Annotated in this window: 21 protein-coding genes; 12 read left to right on the top strand and 9 right to left on the bottom strand. The window is 63.4% G+C overall.

Going from position 1 to position 21,772, the window contains the following annotated elements:
* The first annotated feature begins 119 nt into the window (after nucleotides 1-119).
* From ACKTEK_RS00105 to ACKTEK_RS00075, 7 genes are all read left to right on the top strand, one after another.
* On the top strand, nucleotides 120-347 hold the full coding sequence (locus ACKTEK_RS00105) for a helix-turn-helix transcriptional regulator (RefSeq protein ID WP_409163211.1): 228 nt from the start codon (nucleotides 120-122) through the stop codon (nucleotides 345-347).
* A gap of 12 nt (nucleotides 348-359) precedes the next feature.
* The gene (locus ACKTEK_RS00100; RefSeq protein WP_409163210.1) at nucleotides 360-1,034 is read left to right on the top strand and encodes a helix-turn-helix domain-containing protein; all 675 of its coding nucleotides are present in this window, start codon (nucleotides 360-362) and stop codon (nucleotides 1,032-1,034) included.
* Between the two features lie 712 nt (nucleotides 1,035-1,746).
* Nucleotides 1,747-2,727 carry a cytochrome c oxidase subunit II gene (gene coxB, locus ACKTEK_RS00095; RefSeq protein WP_409163209.1) on the top strand — a complete coding sequence of 327 codons (981 nt, stop codon included), beginning with the start codon at nucleotides 1,747-1,749 and terminating at the stop codon, nucleotides 2,725-2,727.
* Nucleotides 2,724-5,324: a cytochrome c oxidase subunit I gene (gene ctaD, locus ACKTEK_RS00090; protein WP_409163208.1), complete on the top strand. Its 2,601-nt coding sequence runs from the start codon at nucleotides 2,724-2,726 to the stop codon at nucleotides 5,322-5,324. Before coxB ends, ctaD begins: the two co-directional genes overlap by 4 nt.
* Nucleotide 5,325: 1 nt before the next feature.
* On the top strand, nucleotides 5,326-5,730 hold the full coding sequence (locus ACKTEK_RS00085) for a hypothetical protein (RefSeq protein ID WP_409163207.1): 405 nt from the start codon (nucleotides 5,326-5,328) through the stop codon (nucleotides 5,728-5,730).
* Nucleotides 5,730-6,317, top strand: coding sequence for a cytochrome c oxidase assembly protein (locus ACKTEK_RS00080; protein ID WP_409163206.1), 588 nt, complete (start codon nucleotides 5,730-5,732; stop codon nucleotides 6,315-6,317). The genes ACKTEK_RS00085 and ACKTEK_RS00080 overlap by 1 nt, the downstream gene beginning before the upstream one ends.
* Nucleotides 6,317-7,402: a c-type cytochrome gene (locus tag ACKTEK_RS00075; RefSeq protein ID WP_409163205.1), complete on the top strand. Its 1,086-nt coding sequence runs from the start codon at nucleotides 6,317-6,319 to the stop codon at nucleotides 7,400-7,402. Before ACKTEK_RS00080 ends, ACKTEK_RS00075 begins: the two co-directional genes overlap by 1 nt.
* 42 nt (nucleotides 7,403-7,444) lie before the next feature.
* Here the strand turns inward: ACKTEK_RS00075 and ACKTEK_RS00070 are convergent, their stop codons facing one another.
* Genes ACKTEK_RS00070 through ACKTEK_RS00055 form a run of 4 tightly spaced genes read right to left on the bottom strand, consistent with a single transcriptional unit; the run spans nucleotide 7,445 to nucleotide 12,568 of the window.
* Nucleotides 7,445-8,824: an APC family permease gene (locus ACKTEK_RS00070; RefSeq protein WP_409163204.1), complete on the bottom strand. Its 1,380-nt coding sequence runs from the start codon at nucleotides 8,822-8,824 to the stop codon at nucleotides 7,445-7,447.
* 56 nt (nucleotides 8,825-8,880) lie between these two features.
* Nucleotides 8,881-10,104: a c-type cytochrome gene (locus tag ACKTEK_RS00065; RefSeq protein ID WP_409163203.1), complete on the bottom strand. Its 1,224-nt coding sequence runs from the start codon at nucleotides 10,102-10,104 to the stop codon at nucleotides 8,881-8,883.
* Entirely contained in the window at nucleotides 10,101-11,861 is a 1,761-nt protein-coding gene (locus ACKTEK_RS00060; RefSeq protein WP_409163202.1) for a GMC family oxidoreductase, read from the bottom strand. Before ACKTEK_RS00060 ends, ACKTEK_RS00065 begins: the two co-directional genes overlap by 4 nt.
* A complete protein-coding gene (locus tag ACKTEK_RS00055; protein WP_409163201.1) occupies nucleotides 11,861-12,568 on the bottom strand; it encodes a gluconate 2-dehydrogenase subunit 3 family protein in 708 nt (235 codons plus the stop codon). The genes ACKTEK_RS00060 and ACKTEK_RS00055 overlap by 1 nt, the downstream gene beginning before the upstream one ends.
* 228 nt (nucleotides 12,569-12,796) lie before the next feature.
* Here ACKTEK_RS00055 and ACKTEK_RS00050 point away from each other — a divergent pair, with 228 nt between their 5' ends.
* The 4 genes from ACKTEK_RS00050 to ACKTEK_RS00035 are packed head-to-tail and all read left to right on the top strand — an operon-like array spanning nucleotide 12,797 to nucleotide 15,398.
* A complete protein-coding gene (locus ACKTEK_RS00050; RefSeq protein WP_409163200.1) occupies nucleotides 12,797-14,242 on the top strand; it encodes a glycosyltransferase family 2 protein in 1,446 nt (481 codons plus the stop codon).
* A gap of 9 nt (nucleotides 14,243-14,251) precedes the next feature.
* A complete protein-coding gene (locus ACKTEK_RS00045; RefSeq protein WP_409163199.1) occupies nucleotides 14,252-14,698 on the top strand; it encodes a glycosyltransferase family 2 protein in 447 nt (148 codons plus the stop codon).
* A complete protein-coding gene (locus ACKTEK_RS00040) occupies nucleotides 14,626-14,793 on the top strand; it encodes a hypothetical protein (RefSeq protein ID WP_409164914.1) in 168 nt (55 codons plus the stop codon). Before ACKTEK_RS00045 ends, ACKTEK_RS00040 begins: the two co-directional genes overlap by 73 nt.
* Nucleotides 14,790-15,398, top strand: a complete 609-nt coding sequence (locus ACKTEK_RS00035; RefSeq protein ID WP_409163198.1) for a class I SAM-dependent DNA methyltransferase — start codon at nucleotides 14,790-14,792, stop codon at nucleotides 15,396-15,398. The genes ACKTEK_RS00040 and ACKTEK_RS00035 overlap by 4 nt, the downstream gene beginning before the upstream one ends.
* A gap of 125 nt (nucleotides 15,399-15,523) precedes the next feature.
* Here the strand turns inward: ACKTEK_RS00035 and ACKTEK_RS00030 are convergent, their stop codons facing one another.
* The 3 genes from ACKTEK_RS00030 to ACKTEK_RS00020 all read right to left on the bottom strand — a co-directional run bounded on the left by ACKTEK_RS00030 (nucleotide 15,524) and on the right by ACKTEK_RS00020 (nucleotide 17,671).
* Nucleotides 15,524-16,372: an SDR family oxidoreductase gene (locus ACKTEK_RS00030; protein WP_409163197.1), complete on the bottom strand. Its 849-nt coding sequence runs from the start codon at nucleotides 16,370-16,372 to the stop codon at nucleotides 15,524-15,526.
* 188 nt (nucleotides 16,373-16,560) lie between these two features.
* Nucleotides 16,561-16,782, bottom strand: a complete 222-nt coding sequence (locus ACKTEK_RS00025) for a hypothetical protein (RefSeq protein ID WP_409163196.1) — start codon at nucleotides 16,780-16,782, stop codon at nucleotides 16,561-16,563.
* Nucleotides 16,783-17,167: 385 nt separating this feature from the next.
* On the bottom strand, nucleotides 17,168-17,671 hold the full coding sequence (locus tag ACKTEK_RS00020) for a ferritin-like domain-containing protein (protein ID WP_409163195.1): 504 nt from the start codon (nucleotides 17,669-17,671) through the stop codon (nucleotides 17,168-17,170).
* A gap of 366 nt (nucleotides 17,672-18,037) precedes the next feature.
* Between ACKTEK_RS00020 and ACKTEK_RS00015 the strand changes: the two genes are divergently transcribed.
* Nucleotides 18,038-19,111 (top strand): sensor histidine kinase, encoded by a 1,074-nt coding sequence (locus tag ACKTEK_RS00015; protein ID WP_409163194.1) that lies wholly within the window; start codon nucleotides 18,038-18,040, stop codon nucleotides 19,109-19,111.
* 92 nt (nucleotides 19,112-19,203) lie between these two features.
* Here the strand turns inward: ACKTEK_RS00015 and ACKTEK_RS00010 are convergent, their stop codons facing one another.
* Nucleotides 19,204-20,205, bottom strand: coding sequence for a helix-turn-helix domain-containing protein (locus ACKTEK_RS00010; RefSeq protein ID WP_409163193.1), 1,002 nt, complete (start codon nucleotides 20,203-20,205; stop codon nucleotides 19,204-19,206).
* Between the two features lie 292 nt (nucleotides 20,206-20,497).
* Nucleotides 20,498-20,806, bottom strand: coding sequence for a hypothetical protein (locus ACKTEK_RS00005; RefSeq protein ID WP_409163192.1), 309 nt, complete (start codon nucleotides 20,804-20,806; stop codon nucleotides 20,498-20,500).
* Nucleotides 20,807-21,772: the final 966 nt, after the last annotated feature.

Raw genomic sequence — 21,772 nt, 5'->3', positions numbered from 1 at the left:
GCGTGTATCGCAAATCCCTTCGTACAAGAATCGAGGCTGGCAGCCGCAATAGCGTCTGAAGATTCCTCTGCCACCGATGTGTTGTGTGGGTGATCCCTCGTACTCCAAGGATCACCACGATGACTGCACCCAACGCACAGATTGATCGCCTCCTGCGGGAGGCCGAAGTTGCCGACCATCTCGGTATTCCGAAGCGAACCATTCAGGCTTGGCGTCTGCGGGGCGAAGGTCCGCCCTTCTTCAAGCTTGGAAGGGCTGTCCGGTATCGCCATTCCGATTTGGAAGCTTGGCTTGCGGACAATCGCGCAACGTCGACTGCCCCGCTCGCAGTCCGGTCCTGTGAATAGCGGGTCCGGCCGATGCGCTATGATCTCCAAAAATGGGCGCGCAGTTTGGAACTGCGTCCTCCGAGCCTGAAGGCCGTGCTCGTCTATCTCGCCTCACGGGCAAACAAGGAAAACTGCTGCTGGCCGAGTCAGCAGACGATTTCTGCAGATACCGGACACGGCGAGTCGACCGTGCAGCGCGGGCTCGCTGAGCTCGAGAGCCTTGGATATATCCGCCGCGAAAAACGCAACGCCAGCAAGCGAGGCCCCAGGACAGATCTGATCTATGTTCTTGGGCCCGCTCCAGCCAAGCCGCAATGCCAACCCGTCCGCGAGGCGAAGAGGCGCGCTCGGCAGGGCGCTGACGCAAACGAAGGTACCCCCCAAATTGGGGGGAGCATCCCCCCAAATCAGCGGGGGGCACCTCCCAAATCGGGGCCTCTGTATAAAGAAGAACTATCAGAAGAAATATCAAAGAAGGGCATCCGAGACTGCCAGGCGGGAGTGGCGCGCGATGATGGGAAGGTTCTCGTCGAGCGCGACAGTCCGGAATGGTGTGCCTGGCAGACCTATCTCCGCACCGTACTGGGCAAACCGGGGTCGGCGTACGCCACGCTGACCGCTGATGATGGCAGGCTCGTCAGCGGCTGGCGATTTGCAAGCCGTTGGCCTCCGGGGCATGTCCAGTTCAGTGAAGCCGCAGAGTGAGCAGTCATGAAACTTTGGCCACAGAATTGGCGGCTGATTTGCTCAGCGAGATTAGGGAGGAGCCTAATTCCACTCGATCACCTCGGCATGGACGTCTCATGTTTGGAGATCGTGCAAGTGAGATGCCGAACTCCTTGTGCGGACCGCGTGTCGGCAGGTGGAGCCTGTAGCCCTGCGAGTCCTGACGAGCTCGGCGCCGGAAGTCGGTACATTCGAGCCACGGCATCATTGGTGCGGGATCGACACGGGTTGCGAAGTGGTGCCTGTCGATGTTGGGAGCCCAAAGCTGAACCCTGCAAGTAACGTATTAGCCCGCGTGCTGAGTCAGACTGCTTACACTACTCCGACTAGCCCCCCCATTAGGGACCGTATTCCGGGGTGTTCCGAGTACGGGCGGGCGGGCTCCCAACGCTTCGCTAGTAGGTCACCTTGCAAGCGGTACACGATATCGGACCATGCACGTGAACATTGAAATACCGGTCATTCTTTCGTTCCAGAGGATAGAACTCTTGCATTGTTTTCTGGAGACTTTCAGATGGCATACGTGCTGCATACAGCTTGCAATCGCGATGTTTCGAGGCCCGTGATGGAGACTACAAGTAATGGTCGGGAGTAGGACGTTAGGCATCCGCCGGTTCCGACGCGTGCATAGGTAAGGCGCATCGGAACTCGACGGGAGGATCAACCAATAGGCACTTCGAAAAGAACTCAGTTGGCTTTGCCGGTGATTGCTGCCGCAGGTCCGGGGATTCTTCTGTCCGGCTGCTCCGGTCCGCAATCGGTGCTCGACCCCGCCGGCAAGGAAGCAGGCGAGATCGCCTCGTTGTTCTGGTTCCTCGCGGTGGCCGCCGTTGTCCTGTGGCTTCTCGTCATGGGACTGTTTGTCTACGTGACGCGGCTGAAGCGCGAACCGCATTCGCGCAACCTTGCAGAAGTTCTCATCATTGGCGGTGGCGTTGTTTTCCCGGTCGTCGCGCTTGCCGGGTTGCTTGCCTATGCGCTGCCCATGATGCCGGCGCACCGCGAACCCGGCAGCGGTCTGACCGTCACGGTCATCGGCGAGCAGTGGTGGTGGCGCGTGACGTATCAGCGCGACGGCGAGGACGAGGCAATCGTCAGCGCCAACGAGATCCGCCTGCCGCGCGGTGCGCGAACCGAGATCGTGCTGGGGGCGAACAAGGTCATCCACTCGTTTTGGGTCCCGGCGCTTGCCGGCAAGCTCGACATGTTTCCCGGCCGCACGACGCGCATGGCGCTGGAGCCGACGCGCAGCGGCATCTTTCGCGGTCAATGCGCCGAGTTCTGCGGCGAGAGCCATGCCCTGATGGCGTTCCAGACTGTTGTGATGGAGCCTGACGAATTCGACGCGTGGCTCGAACGCGAGAGCGGCGATGCGCAGGAGCCGGTCAGCGAAAGCGCACGGCGCGGTCGCGATCTCTTCCTCGCGCAGGGGTGCGGCGGGTGTCACGCGGTGCGCGGCACCCCGGCGCGGGCAAAGATCGGCCCGGATCTGACGCATGTCGGCGGCCGGAAGAGCCTGGGAGCGGGCATCCTTCCGGTGGATACAGCCTCGCTGGCACGGTGGACGCAGCACGCGGAAGGAGAGAAGCCCGGCGCGAAAATGCCGTCCTACGATAAGCTGAGCGCGGATGAACTGAGCGATATCGCCGCCTATCTTGAGGGTCTGAAATGACGGGCCGTGACGAGACACATGCGCGCGGCAGCGCCGCCGATCCGGCGCCGGGCGACGGGCAGGGCACCTATCCGCCGAGCGAGGAGCAGATCGCGGCGCCCGTTGATCCTGAGTTCCGGGAAGCCTCCGCCGACCGCCTTCGCAAGGCATGGAAGACGCCGCAGGGGCTGAGCTACTGGACGGCGGTGAACAATTCCGAGGTGGGGCTGTGGTACTCGCTCACCTGCTTCACCTTCATGATGGCGGCAGGCGTTCTGGCGCTGCTGATGCGCGTGCAACTTGCGGTGCCGGACAACGACTTCCTGTCGGCGGACCGGTTCAACCAGCTGTTCACGATGCACGGCTCGGCGATGATGTTCCTGTTTGCCGTGCCGCTGTTCGAGGCCATCGCCATTCTCATCCTGCCCGCCTTCCTGGGTGCGCGCGACATGCCGTTTCCGCGCCTGTCGGCCTTCGGGTTCTGGTGCTTCGTGATCGGCGGTGTCTTCGTCTTCGGATCGGTGCTGTTCGATGCCGCACCCAATTCCGGCTGGTTCATGTACCCGCCGCTCGCCATCGAGGCGGAAGGGGTCGGCTCCGACATCTGGCTGCTGGGACTGTCCTTCATCGAGGTCGCTTCGATTGCGGCTGCTGTCGAACTGATCGTCGGCGTTCTCAAGTGCCGCCCGCCTGGCATGCGCATCAACATCATGCCGCTCTATGCTTGGTACGTGCTGGTGGTCGGCGGCATGATCCTGTTCGCCTTTCCGCCGCTGATCGCGGGTGATTTCCTGTTTGAACTGGAACGCAGCTTCGACTGGCCGTTCTTCGATCCGGAGCGCGGCGGCGACCCGATGCTGTGGCAGCATCTGTTCTGGATCTTCGGCCACCCGGAGGTCTACATCATCTTCCTGCCGTCCATCGCCATTGCCGCGACCATCGTACCCACCGCCGCGCAGCGCCCGATGGTCGGCTATTCGTGGATCGTGCTGTCGGCGGTGGGGACCGGCTTCATCTCGTTCGGCCTTTGGGTCCACCACATGTTCGCGACGGGGCTGCCGTCGATTTCGCTCGGCTTCTTCTCGGCGGCGTCGGAAGCCGTGGTCATCCCGACCGGCATCCAGATATTTGCGTTCCTCGCGACCATGCTGGTCGGGCGGATGAAGCTCACCGTGCCGCTGCTGTTCATCGCCGGGGCGCTGGCGATCTTCACCGCAGGCGGGCTGACGGGCGTGATGCTGGCGCTCGCGCCCTTCGACTGGCAGGCCCACGACACGTATTTCGTCGTCGCGCACCTGCACTTCACGCTGTTCGGCGGGATGATCTTCCCGGTGGTGGGCGGCGTCTATTACTTCTACCCGTTCTTTCGCAAGAAGATGCTCTCGCGCCGCCTGGGCCTCTGGGTCTTCTGGCTGCTGATGGTGGGCTTCAACTTGTGCTTCCTGCCGATGCACCTGACAGGGCTGCAGGGCATGCCGCGCCGGGTCTTTACCTATCCGGAAGAGCTCGGCTGGGGCATGCTCAACATGATGTCGACGGTGGGTGCCTTCGTCATGGCGGCGGGCTTCGTGCTGTTTGCCTGGGACCTGCTGCGCCCGAAGAAGTCGCAGCCCTTCGCGCCGCGCAATCCGTGGAACGCGGGCACACTGGAATGGAGCCACAATATTCCTGAGGAAGCGTGGGGCTCGCGCTCCATTCCCTTCGTGACGTCGCGCTACCCGCTGTGGGACCAGGAAAAGATCGTCGAACGGATGGACGCCGGGCACTACTACCTGGCCGATGCGGCGGAAGGAAAACGCGAAACGCTGATCACCACGGTTCTCGACGCGCGTCCCATCCAGTGCATGCGGGTGACCGGCCCGGCCTGGATCACGATCCTCGCTGCGGCCTTCACCGGCGGCGCCTTCATCTTCCCGACCTTCCACGTCTACTGGCCGGCGATCGTCTGCGGCATCTGCGCCATCGCCTGCATCATCTACTGGCTATGGACGTCGACCGCGCCGATCCCCGAGCAGGAGATGAAGGATGTCGGCCTCGGGCTGAAGCTGCCGATCTATGCGTCGGGCGTGGATTCCGCCGGCTGGTGGGGCGTGTGGATCACCATGCTCGCGGACATGACCGCCTTCGCGAGCCTGATCTTCGGCTTCTTCTTTTACTGGACGGCGAATGACGGCTTCCCACCGAGCGGAAGCGCCCACGCGACCGGAACTTGGGTCGCCATCGGCGGGGCATCGCTCGTCGCCTCGTGGGGGCTGACATTCGTGGCCCAGCGCGTGAACAAGGCCGGGCAGGTCGGCATCGCCCGCGCGAGCCTCGCCGGGGGCATCGCCTTGACGGCAATCGGTATCGCCAGCCTGATCTGGTCGGCCTACGGGCCGGGACTTGACCCGACGGCTCATGTCTACCCGGCGCTGGTCTGGGCCTTCATCGTGTGGGCGGTGGTGCATGTCGGAACCGGGGCCATCATGCAGGGTTACTGCCTTGCGCGCAGCCTCGCCGGGCGCATGACGCCGGACCACGATGCCGACATCTGCAATGTCCTGCTCTACTGGCATTTCATGGTAGTCACGGCGCTGGGCACGATGATGGTCATCGGCGTGCTTCCAAGGCTGGTGTGACATGGCGCAGGCAAGCGGAACGGAACGGCGGGAATTCAGCGAGGCGGCCAGCAGCCTCTGGCTGATCACCATCGCGCCGAGCCTGTGGGCGCTGCACTTCGTGATCGTCTATGCCGGTGCCGCGGTGCTCTGCGCCAAGACCGAAGGCTGGGTCATCGGCTTCGCCGAATTGCGCATCGCCATTGGCGTCGTCACGGTCGTGGCGCTCGCCGGGATCTGCTTCGTCGGCTGGCGGTCGTGGCGGCAGTGGGACTACCGGCACCTGGGCGAATATTCCCACGGCGAGGCGAGCAACGAGCACCGGCACTCGTTCCTTGGACACGCGGCGTTCCTGCTCGCGACCATGTCAGCCATCGGCGTTCTCTACACGGCGCTGCCGGCGCTGCTGATCGGGGATTGTTCGTGATGCGCCCGGCTGCGCTCGCAGGTGCCGGCTTCGTGCTGCTGGCGGTTTGGGTCTGGCCTGCGCCGGCGTTCGGCCTCCCGCCGTTCACCCTCTTCATGCTGCGCCACGTGGTGACAATCGCGATCGTTGCGCCGCTGCTGGTGCTGGCGGCTCCCGCGACCTTCCATCGGTTCGCGCCGTCGCCGCTCATCGCCACGCTGCTGGAATTTGCAATCGTATGGGTCTGGCACCTGCCGGCGCTGCATGAGCGGGCTGCGTTCTCCTCGACGATCTTCGCAGGCGAACAGGTCTCGTTTCTCGTGGCCGGAGTGCTGCTGTGGGCTTCGGTGCTTTGGGCCGGCAACGGACTTGCCGGGGCAGGCGGGCTTCTCATCACCTCCATGCACATGACCCTGCTCGGCGCGCTGCTGACGCTGGCGCCGCGCCCGCTTTACATCGCGACATGCCTCGGGCCTGACCCGCTGGCCGACCAGCAGATGGGCGGCATGGTGATGCTGGCAGTGGCAACGCCGGTCTACCTCGTCGCGGGGCTTGTGCTCATGTACCGCGTCCTTTCCACCCCGGCGCAGGCGGAGCAGGCGGCATAATGCGGTTCAGGCAATTCGCGATCCACGTGTTGATCCTTGCTGGGCTCGGACTTGCAGGCGCTGTCGCGGTGGTCGGCATCGGCCTCTACAACGTCGCGGCGAGTTCCGGGCACTGGCCGGGTGTCTCGTGGGTCCTGCACATGGCGTTCACACAGTCGGTGAAACTGCGTGCCCCGCCGGAGAGCGCCGTCCCGCCGCTCGATGATCCCGACTTCGTGGCGCTCGGTGCAAGGCACTATGACAGCGCCTGCAAGACCTGCCACGGCGCGCCGGGTATTCCGCGCAGCGCAACGGTCCGCCGGATGGTGCCCGAACCGCCGCAGATCGCGGACGCCGCCGGGCACTGGGAGCCGCAACACCTGTTCTGGATCGTCAAGCACGGCGCGAAGATGACCGGCATGCCGGCCTGGCCGAGCAAGGAGCGCGACGACCACGTGTGGCCGGTGGTCGCGTTCCTCGAACAGGTCGGCGGCATGGACGGCGGGGCCTACGCGAGGCTGGTGCAGCCGGAAGCGCCCGACCTGAGCGACACGGGCGACGGCGAGGCCGAACTCACCGCCTATTGCGCCTCGTGCCACGGGACCGACGGTCAGGGGCACGGCAACCAGCACGTGCCGCGCCTCGACATTCTCAGCGCCGACTACCTCGCCCTGTCGCTCGCGGCCTACCGCGATGGCTCCCGGCACAGCGGCATGATGCAGCATGCGGCCTCTGGCCTGAGCGGCTACGAGATCGTGGAGCTTGCGAAGCAATTTTCGGACGTGTCCGGGCCGTCTGGCGGCGGAAACGAAGCCAGTCCCGACGCTTCACCCGCGGAACAGCCGGATGTCCTGTCGCGGCTGGTTGCCGAGGGTGAAGCGGCCGACTGCACGGCCTGCCACGGTCCCTGGCCGCAGGCCTTGCCGGATGCGAACCCGGCGCTGGCGGGCCAGCGGGAAGCCTACTTGGCGAACCAACTCGAACTGTTCCGGGACAAGAAGCGGGGCGGTGCCGACAAGGCGCGACAGATGCACGACGTCATTGGTTCGCTGGATGATGCGGAAATCGCCGCGATCGCGAAATTCTACGCCGGTCTTGGAAACTGACTGAGGCGAGCGCACCCCTGCATTTCGGCGATTGCGCTTGTCTCAGGCCACCTCCTCGTCGTTTCGCTTCATCCAGATGCGCGTTGCAAACCAAAGCACGATGCCGATGCCGATCAGCACGGCGGCGATGGCGTATTGGGCCGGGTCGCGCCCGGTCCACGGCCCGACCAGGAACGCGCAGGTGATCGCGCCGCCGACGGACACGATGGTCGGGCTCTTGAAGTGGTCGTGATCGACCTTATCGCGGCGCAGGACGAGGACCGCGACGTTGACCACCGTGAAGACACCGAGCAGCAGCAGCGCCGTGGTTCCGCCCAGCTGCGGCACCGCGCCGACGAAGGTGATGAGGCCCGCCGCGAGCAGGGTGGTGAAGACGATGGCAACCGTGGGCGTCTTTCGCTTGCTGTCGACCCGTGACAGCACGGAGGGCAACACATTCTCCTCCGCCATGCCGTAGACGAGACGGCTCGCCATCAGCAGATTGATCAGCGCGGAGTTGCCGACCGCGATCATGGTGATCAGCCCGAACACCCAGGACGGGAAGCCGGGTGCGCCGGCACTCACCACCTTGAGCAGCGGCGTGTCGCCCTCGGCGAGTTCTTCCACCGGCACGATGGCGACCGCGACGATGGAGACGAGAACGTAGAGGATGGCCGCGATGACGAGACCGGTGAGCAGCATGACCGGGAAGGTGCGGCTCGGGTTTTTGGTCTCCTCGGCCATGTTGACAGAATCTTCGAAGCCCACCATGGCGAAGAAGGCGAGCGTCGTCGCTGCCACGACTGGCCAGAAGATGCCGCCGTCGCTGCTTTCGAAGTCGAAGGCGCGGCCCACGTCGGCCTCGCCGGCGCCCAGCACCATCGCGCCGATCACCAGGATGATGATGAGGCCAGTCAGTTCGATGCAGGTGAAGACCGCGTTGACCACGACGCTCTCGCTGACGCCGCGCATGTTGATAAGGGCGATGGCGCCCACGAAGGCAAGCCCGATGACGGTGATCCAGAAGCCGCCGAGATCGAGTGCAAAGCCGGTGGACAGGTTCTCGGCAAAGGCGCGCGCGGCCGTGGATGAAGACGTCAGGCCCGAGGACATGACTGCGAAGGCGACGAGGAACGTCACGAAGTGGATGCCGAAGGCCTTGTGGGTGTAGAGCGCGGCACCGGCGGCCTTGGGGTACTTGGTGACAAGTTCGAGGTAGCTGAACGCGGTCATGGTTGCAACGATGAAGGCAACCAGGAACGGCAGCCACGCGATACCGCCAACCTCCTCGGAAACCTTGCCGGTCAGCGCGTAGATGCCGGTACCCAACACGTCGCCGACGATGAAGAGCAGGAGAAGGCCGGGACCGATGGCACGCTTGAGCTTGCCGTCGGATTCACCGGCGCCAGCATCACCGCCGGATGCAGTTTCAGTGTCGGCCATTGGCGCTCTCCGATCGCATTGTCGTTGTCATTCAAGGCGCCGGTTCGTGGCCGACGCTATTCCTGCTTGCGTATATCCTCGACATCTCCGGCCGCGACCGCCGGGGCGGCGTTGCCGAAGGCGTTGCGCACGTAGGTCGCCACGTCGGCAATGTCCTGGTCCGTCAGCTTCCAGCCGAATGCCGGCATGGCGTGGGGCGTGGGGTACTTGTCGGTCGGCACCGCGCGCACGCCCTCAATGATGAGGCGAACCAGCGTCGTGGTGTCGGCGGAGTGCACCAGCGAGGACCCCTTGAGCGTTGCGAACATGCCGGGCACGCCTTCGCCCTGCTGGCCGTGGCAGGCGCCGCACTGGGTCGCATAGATCGTCTCGCCGGCAATCATCTGTTCGTCGTCGGAGGCAACCGGCTCCGGCCGCTCGGCGGCTTCCGGCTCCTCGGGCAAGTCGCGGATATAGGTGACGATGGCGTTGAGGTCGTCGTCCTTGAGGTGGCGGGTCGACTTGTCGATGACCTCGGCCATGGGGCCGAAGGCGGCGGTGTGGTCGTTGCGGCCGTGGCGCAGGAATTCGGCAAGATCCTGTGCGCTCCAGTCGCCGATGCCTTCGCCGCCGTTGCCCTGCCGCAGGGACGGGGCATACCAGCCTTCCGCAAAGCCGCCGGTGAAGCGCGCCTCGCCGTCCTTTTCCGCGCCGGTGAAGTTGCGCGGGCTGTGGCAGCCCGAACAGTGGGCGAGGCCTTCGACGAGGTAACGCCCCCGGTTCCAGGCTGGGCTCTTGTCGGACTTGTTGACGAAATCGTCTTCCTCGAAATTCAGGAAGTTCCAGACACGGAGCGTCGTGCGGTCCGACATCGGCCAGGGGAAGTCCGGTTCGCGCACGATCTGGCGCACTGGCTCAAGCGTCCGGAGATAGGCGAAGATCGCGTCGGAATCCTCACGCGTCACGATGTTGAAATGGGTATAGGGAAAGGCCGGGTAGAGCCGCTCCTCGTCGGGGCGCACACCTTGCGTCATCGCGCGGAAGAAATCATCCGCCGTCCATGTGCCAAGTCCGGTGTCCTCGTCGGGCGTCAGGTTCGAGGTGTAGATGTTACCGAAGGGGGTCGGCAGCTCGAAATTGCCGGCAAATGGCTTGTCCTCTTCCACCGTGTGGCATGCGGCGCAGTCCCCCACGCGGGTGAGATAAAGCCCGCGTTCAATGGCCGCCTGCGTGTTGGCTCCCTGCGCCAGGGCAGGGCCTGCGAACAGCGCGGCGGCAATGGCGAGGGCTGCGGTTCTCATGCATCCACCAGCCGCCCGGGATTGGGGCGGTACTGCTCCACGATGGCCTTCGCCGAGTGGTACGCGAGGGCTGCGACCGTTCCTGTCGGGTTGTAGCCGGGGTTCTGCGGGAATGCGCTCGCGCCCTGCACGAAGAGGTTGGGCAGGTCCCAACTCTGCAGGTACTTGTTGATGACGCTGTCAGCGGGCGTGGCGCCCATGATGGCGCCGCCGGTGTTGTGCGTCGTCTGATAGGGCGCGATGTCGTAGGGCACCTTTGCGGGCTTCACCTTGATCTCGCGCCCGCCCATGCGTTCGGCGATCTCCTTCGCCCGTTGGGTGAGGAATTGCGACATCGCCACCTCGTTCGGCTTGTAGTCGAACGTCATGCGCAGCAGCGGACGGCCATAGGCGTCCTTGTAGGTCGGGTCGAGATCGAGATAGTTGCCGCGATAGCTCATCACCGCGCCGTGGGTGCCGACGCCGATGGTGTGGTTGTAGTTGTCGCGCAGGGCCTTCTTCCATTCCGCGCCCCAGGAGGGCGTTCCTTCCGGAACGGGCGCGTACTCGATTGGCCGGCCATGGGTCTGCCATTGGGCAATGTAGCCGCCGCCAATGAAATCGACGTCGGAATGGTCGAAATTGTCGCCGTTGAACTCGTCGATGCACATGCCGAGCGCGCCGGCCCCGATGAACGGGTTCACGGCGAGATCGTCGTAGAAGACATCGACGCCGGAGACGATCTGGTAGGCGTAGTTCTTGCCCACCAGGCCTTCGCCCGTCTGCGGATCGTAGATATCGCCGATGCCTGAAACCATCAGCATGTGCGCGTTGTGGTGGGCATATGCGCCGAGGATGACCATTTCGGCCGGCTGCTCGAAGATCTCGCCTTCCGGCGTGATGTACTCCACGCCGGTTGCGCGTTCCCCGTCGTGGAGGATACGCAGCACCATGGCTTGTGTGCGCAGGGTGAAGTTGTCGCGGCGCATCAGCGCCGGGATGATGGTGGTGGAGGCGGTGGCCTTGGAATAGTTGCCGCAGGCGAATTTCTCGCAGAAACCGCAATAGGTGCAGGGGGCCATGGAGACGCCGAGCGGGTTCGTGTAGGCGCGGCTCATGTTGGCGGAGGGGCCGGGGAACGGCTTGTAGCCAAGCTGGCTGGCGGCCTGCGCGAATTTCTCCGAGGCGATCACCTGCTTCATCGGCGGGTTGGGGTAGTCCCGCGACCGTGCGCCCTCGAACGGATTGCCACCATCGACGATGGAGCCGCCCACATTGCCCGCCTTGCCCGCGATGCCGCAGATATCCTCGAAGGTCGTGAAATGGGGCTCCAGCTCGTCATAGGTGACGCCCCAGTCCTGGATGGTCATGTCGGCTGGCAGCTTGTCCTCGCCGTAGCGCTCGACGTTGTGGGTACGGGCGACGAAATCGGACGGGAGGAAGCGCCAGGTCTGGCCGTTCCAGTGGACGCCCGACCCGCCGACATTGGTGCCGGGCAGGAACGAGCCGAGCATGCGCATCGGCAGGGCGCGCTGGTCCAGCGTGTTGCGGAAGGTCAGCGTCTCGCGCGACAGCACCTCGAAGAGTTCGTCGCGGTGCCGGTAGCGCAATTCGTCCTGGGCGTTGGTGACCGCGTAGTCCGTGGACGTGTCGCGCCACACGCCGCGCTCGAGCGCCAGCACGTCCATGCCGGCGGCGGTCAGCTGCTCGGCCATGATCGCGCCGGTCCAGCCGAACCCGATGATGACGACTTCTCGTTCGGGAAGCTTCCGGGCCATCACTGCCCCTGTTGTGGGTAGCCGGCGACGGAGACCGGATCGAGCTTCACGGGCTGGCCGTTGTGGTCGATCCACGGGCGGTAGTCATAGCGCGCGCCGGGGAACCCGAGCATGCGCCAGCCCGCCATGTCACGGTTGCCGCCATACACGGGATCGCCGAAATAGCCTTCGCGGGTGTTCTGCCAGAGCATGTCGAAGAATGTCTTGCCGTCGACGGTGGGCAGGTCGGCCTCACCTTCCGACAGGCGCTTGAGCACCGTGTCCTGATCGGTTTCGGAAAGCTCCGAGAACCGCTTGCCAGCGGTGTCGGCGAGGCCCTTGTCGATATCCTCGATGGCCTGCCGGTAAAGCAGCGCAGGGGCTTCGCCCTGATAGCCCTGGGTGGGAAGCCCGTCCTCGAACGGTCCTTGCAGGTAGTAGATGTCGCCACGCCCGAAGGCACCGGCCAACTGGTAGTCGATGAAATCGACGACGCCAGCCTGCGAGGCGGAGGGGTAATCGTCCTCGGGGATCAGGCGGTCGACGGCTGCGGTGAGGAATTTGCGCTCTTCGGCGGTGAGATAGCTTTGGCGGTGGTCAGGCTCCTGCGGCGGCAGTGCGGCCTTCGGCGTCCATGGCACACCGCCGGTGTACTCACGCGCCTTTGCGATGGTGACCATCGCGGTGGAGGAAAAGGCCAGAATAAAGGAGCGCCGGGATAGTCGCATGGTGCATATCTCTCGAGAGTATTGCTGAACAACCGTCGAACAGGCCCATTGTTCCACCCCAACGTCCGATATTTTGAGCTATCGACCAAGCTCTTCGATGCTCTCCCTTTGCGGCTTCTCACTTCCGATTGCATAACAAATGTTACCGGGAACGGAGGTCCGGCCCCCGAGATTGTCGAGCCAGTACGCACCCATCGGTGGTGCGGTTCGCTTCTTGGAGACCCCCGCATGTTTCGGCTCGACAGCAGAGGAGTATTCCTCGCAACCATGGCGCTTTGCCTCGTGGCCCCGCGCGCGGCCATTGCAATCGTCGCACTCGCCCTTTGCGCACAGGGCTTGATCGCCGCGCTTCAGGTTGCCGCCAGCGTCTCCTTTCGCAGCCCCGTGCGCCAGGACGATGCCGCCGGAACGCCGTCGCCGGTCTTCTCCGTTCACATTGCCACCCATGAAGAACCACTTGCGCTGGTCTCCCGCACAGTCCGCTCACTCGCCGAGCAGGTGGGCGCGCCAGACTTCGAGGTCATCGTTCTCGACAACAACACGGCGAACCCAGCGCTGTGGAAACCGGTGGCGGACCTGTGCGACCAACTCGGGCCGCGATTTCGCTTCTTTCATGAAGACGGCGTAAAGGGCGCGAAGGCCGGCGCACTGAACATCGCCCTGTCGCGCACCGACCCGGCTGCGACGCACGTGGTGATCGTCGATGCCGACTACGAGGTCTCCCCGGACTTCCTGACGACGGCGGCGGCGGAGATCGCCCGTCGCGACGACGACTTCTTCCAGTTTCCCCAAGCCTATCGAAATGACGGCGCGCAGGTCGCAGGCATTTCGCTGGAGCTTGCCGACTATTTCCATCGCCACGCGCCGCAGGCCGATGGCGCAGACGCCATGCTGCTGACGGGCACCTTGAGCGTCATCCGCCGCAGCGCGCTGGAAGCTGCAGGCCGATGGAGCGGCGACACCATCACCGAGGACGCGGAACTCGGTCTGCGGCTGCGACGTCTGGGGTTCCGGGGCCGTTTCGTCGACCGTGTCGCCGGGCGCGGATTGCTGCCGCTGGATGTCTCGGGGCTTGCCCAGCAGCGCTACCGCTGGGCGGCAGGCAATGTCGGCACGATCCTCACCGGCTTCTCGGGCCTGCCCCTTTCGGCAGCGCTTCATGTCGCCGCGCAACTGACCGCCTGGACCAATTTCGCCCTGCCGATGGCTGCCGGGCTGATCGGCGGTGGGCTGGCACTTGCCGCGGGCCTCGACACGGTCGCGGCGAAGAACCTCGCGTCACTGTCGGGCTTCGGGCTGCTGCTCGTCGGCGTCTCGGTCTGCCTGCCGCTGTTCATCTCGGTTGTGCGCTCGAGCCGGGCCCGGTTTCCGGCCCTGCTGGTCGCGCTCGCATCGCGGCTCGTGCTTGTCCTGCCCTCGGCCATGGGAACCGTGGACGCGCTGCTCGGGTGTTCTGGAGGCTTTCGGCGCACGTCGAAGGATGTCGGCTCCGGTGACGCGTCTCTTGGCCCGGTGCTGCCGGCGCTGGCGCTCGCGGGACTTCTCCTGCCGCTCGTTCCCGGCCTTCCGCCGCTTGCCGGTCTCGGCGCGCTGCTTCTCGTCCTGCCGTTCCCGTTTGCCCTCGGCACGAGGCGCCGCCTGTCGGCCTATCGCGCCTCACTCCAGCTTGCATAGGAGCACACCATGCTGCCCAGCGTCGCAATCGTCATTCCCACGTTCAATCGCGCTCACATCCTGCCGCAGGCCATTGAAGCCGCGCTTGGCCAGTCTCACCCGGACACGACGGTGTTCGTGATCGATGACGGTTCGAGCGACGACACCGGCGATGTCATCAGCCGCTTTGCCGATCACCCGCGCTTCGTCGGTGTGCGGCTCGCCCAGAACGTGGGTACCGCGCAGGCCAAGAATGTCGGCATCTGGCTGTCAGCCACCCCGACCACCAGCGCGTGTGACGGCTTGCCCAATGGCTCGCCGCGCGTCGGCGTATTCCGAGGGTGTTTGGCTGCCCGGTCTGGGGGCGCGTGCAGACGCCGGTCGAGGGGGCCTCGAGCGAGGGAATGCTGCGCTTTACGACCGCCGACTACCGCTTCATCAAGGCGCGTGCCATCGCAGCCCACGGATCGCAGATGACCGGGCTGATCGAAGACGATCCCGAAGGCTTCCGGATGCCGTGCGACCTTGTTCAGCATTTCGTCGAAACCGACGAGATATTCATTCCCGCATGACCCGAGACGCCGCATCCTTCGACCGCCTCTACCGGGAGAACCCGGACCCGTGGGACTACGAGACCAGTGCCTACGAGGCGGACAAGTACGCCCGCTGCCTTTCGCTGCTTCCGCGCGCCAGATATGGCCGTGTCCTGGAAGTCGGCTGCTCGATCGGTGTCATGAGCGCGCAGATCGCGCGCCGCAGCGATGCCTTGCTGGGGCTGGACTTCGCCCCGACCGCCATCGAAGTGGCGAGGGCGCGCCATATCCCCAACGCCCGCTTTGAGGTCGCAGCCGTCCCGCAGGACTGGCCGTCAGGGCAATGGGACCTGATCGTGCTATCGGAAGTTCTCTACTACCTGGAAGACGACGCGCTGGCGCGCACCATAGCCTGCGTTGGCCGCGATCTTGCGCCTGACGGGGACTGCCTTGTCGCCGGCTATACCGGGGAAACCGAGACCCGATTGACGGCGCGCGATGTGGAAACCCGGCTCGTGGGGGCACTGAGCGAGACGCGGCCGAACCATTCCATCAAGCGGTGCGAGGGGGATACTTGGATCGCGGCGTTATTCTCATCGCGACCCGCTCATTCAACCGGAGCGGACTCCGGCAGGTACAGATAGGCCGGGTCATATCCGGCGATCTTCCGCAGGCCGGGCCGGTCGTGGATTTCCGCCACGCCATTTCCAAACGAGCGCAGGTCTCTGATCCAAATCGGAGACGAGCGAGCCTGCAATATGTTTCGTAATCAATCGCCGATCGGTGCTCCGCCGTCGGGGTGCAGGACATGTCCGGTCATGTAGGAGCTGTCCTCGCAGCTCAGGAACAGGATGGATGGCGCCACCTCGTTTGGCTGGCCGGGCCGACCCAAGGGAGACGACTCCCCGAAGCTCTCGACCTTGTCCGGCGGGAAGGAAGCTGGGATGAGCGGCGTCCAGATCGGTCCTGGCGCAACGCCGTTCACCCGGACGCCTGAGCCTGCAAGTTTCTGGGCAAGGGCGCGCGTAAGGGACAGCACGGCACCCTTCGTCGATGCGTAATCGATCAGCAGGTCCTGGCCGCGATATGCGGTGATCGACGTGGTCGCGACGATGGCCGCACCTTCTCCCAGATGCGGCAGTGCTTCCTGGACCATGAACATCTGCCCGAAGACGTTTGTACGGAAGGTTGCCTCGATCTGCTCCTCGCTCACGTCCTCGAACGCGTCCTGGCTGTGCTGCTCGGCGGCGTTGTTGACGAGAATGTCGAGGCGCCCCCATTCCTTCACCACGCGGGCGACGCATTCGCGGCAGAAGGCTTTCTCGCCGACATCGCCGCGCAGGGCGATGCCCTGAGATCCTTCCGAGCGCACCGCTTCCAGCGTGGTTTCGGCGTCGTCGTCCTCGTTCAGGTAGATGATCGCGACCCGCGCGCCCTCGCGTGCGAACAGGACGGCTGTCGCTCGGCCGATGCCGGAATCTCCGCCGGTGATGATGGCGACCTTGCCCTCAAGCCGACCCGACCCGGGAAAGCGAGGCATGTAGTCAGGGGGTGGCGACATCTCGTCTTCGAGACCGGGTTGCTGATCCTGAACACGATTGGTGGAAAACTGAGTCATGGCCGAACTCCCGGCACACATGGGGTTTTAAGTTAACGGATCGGCTGGGCCGCCGCGAAAGGCATGTTGCGTGCAGCCATGCCGTCGCTCTGGTGGTTCTCAAAGTGCACCTGCCTGACCGCCGAACTGTTGTTGCAACGGCCTTATGGCACCATGGTTCCGCTGCGGGACAAACGCTTCCGCGGTCGTCACACCAGTGCCCAGATCAACAGTGCCACGCCGAGCACGACGAGCACTGCAGCCGATACGACACCAACGAAACGCATTGTCCGATCCTGCGATCGGGCGGTCGAGACCGGTCGCATGGCTGGACCGTCCGCGCTGCCGTGCGCATCTGGCGCCTGACGGTTGAAATCGGCTGGGGCGGATCCGGGCGTTTGCTGACCACCGGCTTCGGCGTCGGTTTCCATGGGTGCTGCCGCCGGATCGATTCCCGGTACCTTGTCGCCCGTGCGTCCCTCTTGCACCGCGGCGCGGTGGGAGGCCGGGCTGGATGCCTGCTGTGTCACTCCGGCATCATCGTTGGAGCCAGTAGGATCCGATACTTCGTTGTTATTCCTCGACATCGGCGCTCCAAACCCGACACAGGCCGCGGCGCGCTGGCCATGGACCGGCGGAGGCCTCAAGATTTGAGATGCTTGTGTTCATGAGCCTTTTGGTTCTTGCGAGTGAGTTGCAAAGGTCCCGCCTGCCCTGCCAGGCCCGCATATCGCGGGTCTCAATGAATATGGGCATCGCAACCCGCCCGGCCCGGCGCAAAGTCCGGTGCCGCGAATGTCGCGGCACCGAAGAGGATTACGCCGCAGCCTGGTTCACGCGGCTCTCGGCCAGATCCGACAGCTTGTCATCCGTAGCTTTTTCCTCCTCGAGCGTGTCGCGGAGAATGGCGGCGGACTGGCTGCGTCCAAGTTCTTCGGCCCAGCTGATCAGGGTGCCGTAGCGGGTCATTTCGTAGTGCTCGACTGCCTGCGCAGCCGCGATCAGTGCCGCGTCGAGAACGTTCTTGTCGTCGACCTCACCGGCGATCTCGTTGGCTTCATCGATGATGCCATCAATGGCAGGGCAGGTGACGCCCTTGGCCTCGACGCCCTCCAGTTCGAAAACCTTCTCGAGCCTGGATACGTGGGTGCGGGTTTCCTCGAGATGCGTCTCGAAGCCCTGGCGAAGGTTCGAGTTGGTGGCCTTCTCGATCATCTTCGGCAGCGCTTTCACGATCTTCTTCTCGGCGTAGTAGATGTCGCGCAGCGTATGGATGTAAAGGTCGTTCATGTTTTCGATATCTTTTGAAAACAGGCCCATGACGGTCTCCTTTGGGTTTGAGGTGTCGTGTTGCCCACCACCCAAACCCTCGTGCGATGAAGACGTTCCAATGCTGCCACCTATCAAATGTTATCTGCTGGCACGACCAGGCGAAGATAAATTGGCCGGCTGGGTAACCAGACTATGGGGCAACCAGTTGTTGCAAATGGAGAATGCACAAATATTGGTCGAGCACATGCAATGGGTGAACGGGATCCCGCTGGTCTGGGAAATTCATTTGACGCGGGGCGAGTTTACGTTACGTTAGCGTCATATTGTTGGTGGTGTGCTTGTCGTTTCTGGGATGGCATGCGAGCGTGACGATGCACTCTCGCTGGCCTTTCAGCTGGAGCGGGGGGATTCCGCATGAATCAGTCATTCCAGTTTCTGGTCGGCGGAGGCGAAATGGGTGAAGCTGTTCGCGCCCATGACTGGATGGACAATCCACTTGGCCCGATCGAAACCTGGCCATCGGCGTTGAAGATCGCCTTGGGGATGGCATTGAATTCCAGGTTCCCCAAATGCGTCGTTTGGGGAACGGACCTCATCACGCTGCACAACGATGCATTCACGCCCATCCTTGGCGAGAAGCCATCCGCACTCGGTCGATCCTTCCGTGATGTGTGGAGTGAAGTCTGGGCCGAGATCGGCCCGATCGCGGAGCGGGCCTTCGCCGGAGAGCCGACCTTCATTGAAAACTTTCCCCTGATCATCAATCGGCATGGGTATCCCGAGCAGGCCTATTTCACCTTCTGCTACAGCCCCATCCGGGATGAGGACGGCATTGTCAGGGGGATGATGGACACTGTCATCGAGACGACCGCCACGGTTGAGGCGGAGGAACACGCACGGTTGCTGAGCGCGGAACTCGGTCACCGGATCAAGAACACCCTGACCATTGTGTCCACCATCGTCCGCCAGACACTCAACGCCGCCGAGACGAAGAAGGAGGCTGGCGTGGCGGTGGCGCAGAGAATCGATGCTCTCGCCAAGGCGCAATCCGTACTCACCGGCTCGCGGCGGGCTGATGGGGACCTGAGCGAGGTTGTGGACCATGCACTCCGTCCATTTCGGTCCGGAGACGACCAGTTCGTTATCGATGGCCCTCCTGTGCGGCTGTCCGCCGGGCAGGTCTTCACAATGATGCTGGCGCTCAATGAGCTGGCCACCAACGCGCTGAAATATGGCGCGCTGTCTCATGCTGACGGCAAGGTTCACTTGTCATGGTCGGCTGGTCGACCGAATACGGCGGACCCGTTTCGCATGGTTTGGGCCGAGGTGAATGGCCCCCCGGTTCACCAAGGGAGTCGCAAGGGCTTCGGCTCGCGGATTCTCGAGCAAGTGGTCCCGCTCGATTTCATGGGCGAGAGCGTTCTTTCACGGGACTCAACCGGCGTTAGATTTGAGCTCAAGACGCAAATGAACCGGCTCGGCCATTAGCTGGCCCGCACTTTCCAATTGATCACCTGCGGGTGATCTTTAGATAAGATTGACAGGCATTTATGTGCATGCGCAATGGGGCCAGCAGAAGACTAGATCGAGGCCGAGGCCTGCAGGTAGAGATAGGCCGGGTCATATCCGGCGATCTTCCGCAGGCCGGGCCGGTCGTGGATTTCCGCCACGCCGTTTCGAACGGTGCAAAGGCCAGCATCGCGCAGGTCCTTCAGCACGCGGCTCACATGGACCTTGGACAGGCCAGTGACCTCGGCCAGGTCGGACTGCATCAGCGGCATCGGCAGCCGGTCTTCCACCGCGCGCCCGGCCTGCTGCATGCGCAGATCGTACTCGCACAGGAAATCGGCCATGGAAGCCAGCGCGCGCAGGCGACCGCTTCGGTAGGTCCAGTGCCGGTGAATGGCCGCGTCGATCATCGTCAATTCCCACAGCGAGCGCGCATGTTCGACGTCTTCCATGATCTCTTCGAGCGCAGCATGGGGAAAGAAGGCGATGCGCGAGGCCGTCAGGGTTCGCACGTCATGGTCCAGGCAGCCCAGCGGCAGACCGTGCAGGTCCACGAAATCGCCCGGTACCTGGATCGCGACCATCAAGTGGCTGTCGGGACGCACCGCGTTTGGGGCGATGCACAGCACCATGATGCCGTCGAGCAGGAGCGCGCTCTCGGTGATCGGTTCACCGGCCTTTGAGAGGTACTCCTTAGGCCCCACGAGGCGAATGTCGCTGCATGCTGCGCACAGGCGGTCCCACAGATCTTTGGAAAGCCGTCCGACCATGCCGATGTGGTCATCTTCGCCCATTCGCGCACGAGTGGTGCTGACTATCATTCCGCTCCCTCCCGTGCGTCGATCCGTTCGTTCGGTCAGCACCTGGATCAGCGCATTGCCGGCAGCATTCGTCTTGTTCTCGCGCGCGATCACCGACAGTTCGCCATTGTTCTCGATGACGACCCAGGCGGCTTCACTGCGGTCGGGAAGCCCGGCGCGGCGAAGTGCGGAGTCGATTTCCTCGCGCGAAATGCGCTCGCTCGAGACGGCGTCCGGCTGCAGTGCGCCATGGCCGCCCATGTGGTCAGCCACTGCAGCGCGGCCAGCACGGCAACCGCTAGCATCGCATCCACCATGGACACGTTGCGCAACAGTATTCCCGATGCCATCAGTGAGCCAATACCGACAGTAATTATCCAGTCAAAATTGTTTAAGTTTGCTGTCGTGCGCTTCCCCGACAGCCGGGTCAGCGCCACGATGTAAGAGAAGAACACCGCACAGGAGGCGGCAATGTGGAGCAGTCGGTCTGGCTCCGATGTCCAAGTCTGAGCCGGTTCCATATTTAATGCACTCGTTTGTCTGATCCGTCAGCTAGCACCTGCCCCTACTTGGTTGGGGAGGTGCATAGTCCCCACACCACTTCGCGAGGTTCATCGGCGGGGTACTCGTCGCCGTGCCACTCGACTGCTTCATACAGCTTGATGTTGCGAAATGCGCTGGCGAACTCCGTCGTGGTTCCGTGCGACGGCTTGGCGTTGATGTCGTGAAAGTCGACTTCGGCCTCGCTGGCCACCACCCGCGCGTCGGCAGGCGAGTGTGCGCGAACCCAGACTTCGCCGCGGTTCGAGGCGAGGTCCCACTGCGGGTCGTTGGCGTCCGCGCCGGGCTTCAGCAGGTAAATGCGCGTTTCCATGCGAAACAAATGGAAAGCGAGAAGAATGGTTCCACATCAGTCGAACGTCAGTGAGCATGCAGCTATTAACCCCCTAATTCGGGGCACTGCTCGTTGGAGCCATACTCGAGGCGTTGATAGTGCCCCTGACCGTTGCCGATCCTTAGGAGGTAGCTCGGCGAGCGACTTTGTTAGCCCGAATGCATGATGAACTCTCGACGCCGGAAGACAGATGCACGCCTCATCACCAGCCAGCGCGAGGTGAAAACCAATCAAGCCTCGTTTTAGCCATCCCGTTCGATCATGGTCGATCGCGACCAATATAGACGTACTACGACGCTATAGATCATGTGCCAGCAAGGCTTGGTCTGAACTTCGGTGATCATTGGTATGATGTGAGGCTTTGTCTTGAAGCCCCCCGTGAAGGGACGACCATCGCAAGTTTGAAACGGACGTCGCGGTTCTTCCGACGGCAAGCCTAGGTCATCATATGCAACGCTGACCGCTGATGACGGCAGGCCGGTCGGCGGCTGGCGATCTGCAAGGCGCTGGTTGGGAACCGCAAGCCGAACCAGTCAAATAAAGGACTGGCTCGCGTGCTGCGCTAGAGACCGACCACTACCCCCGCCCCCTCAAGGGACCGTATTCCGGGGCGTTCCGATTACGGGCGGGCGAGCTCCCGACGCTTCGCTAGTAGGTCACCTTGCAAGCGGTACACGATAGAAGCGGGCTGCACGCAAGCCCTGCTTGTTTGGAGGAACACTTCTTAGATTATGGCCATCTAGCTCACTCGATTGCCATTTAGCTGTTTGCATTAATGCAATGAGCGATAGCGCGAGCCCGGTTACACTTCTGCATCTCTTAGAGGCTTGTATGATGCCGGAAGCGTTGATGGCCACTCTGAAAAGGGGATCTGGAACAATTTCACCCAGCACGAAAATGGATGAATTGCTGACCGGGCATCCTGAAGTGATCGCCGTCATGAAC

Origin of the sequence: Tepidamorphus sp. 3E244 (assembly GCF_046159835.1) — a bacterium.
Classification (GTDB): domain Bacteria; phylum Pseudomonadota; class Alphaproteobacteria; order Rhizobiales; family Tepidamorphaceae; genus JACKJK01.
The sequence above is the reverse complement of the archived record's forward strand: the minus strand, read 5'-3'. Positions and strand labels throughout refer to the sequence as shown.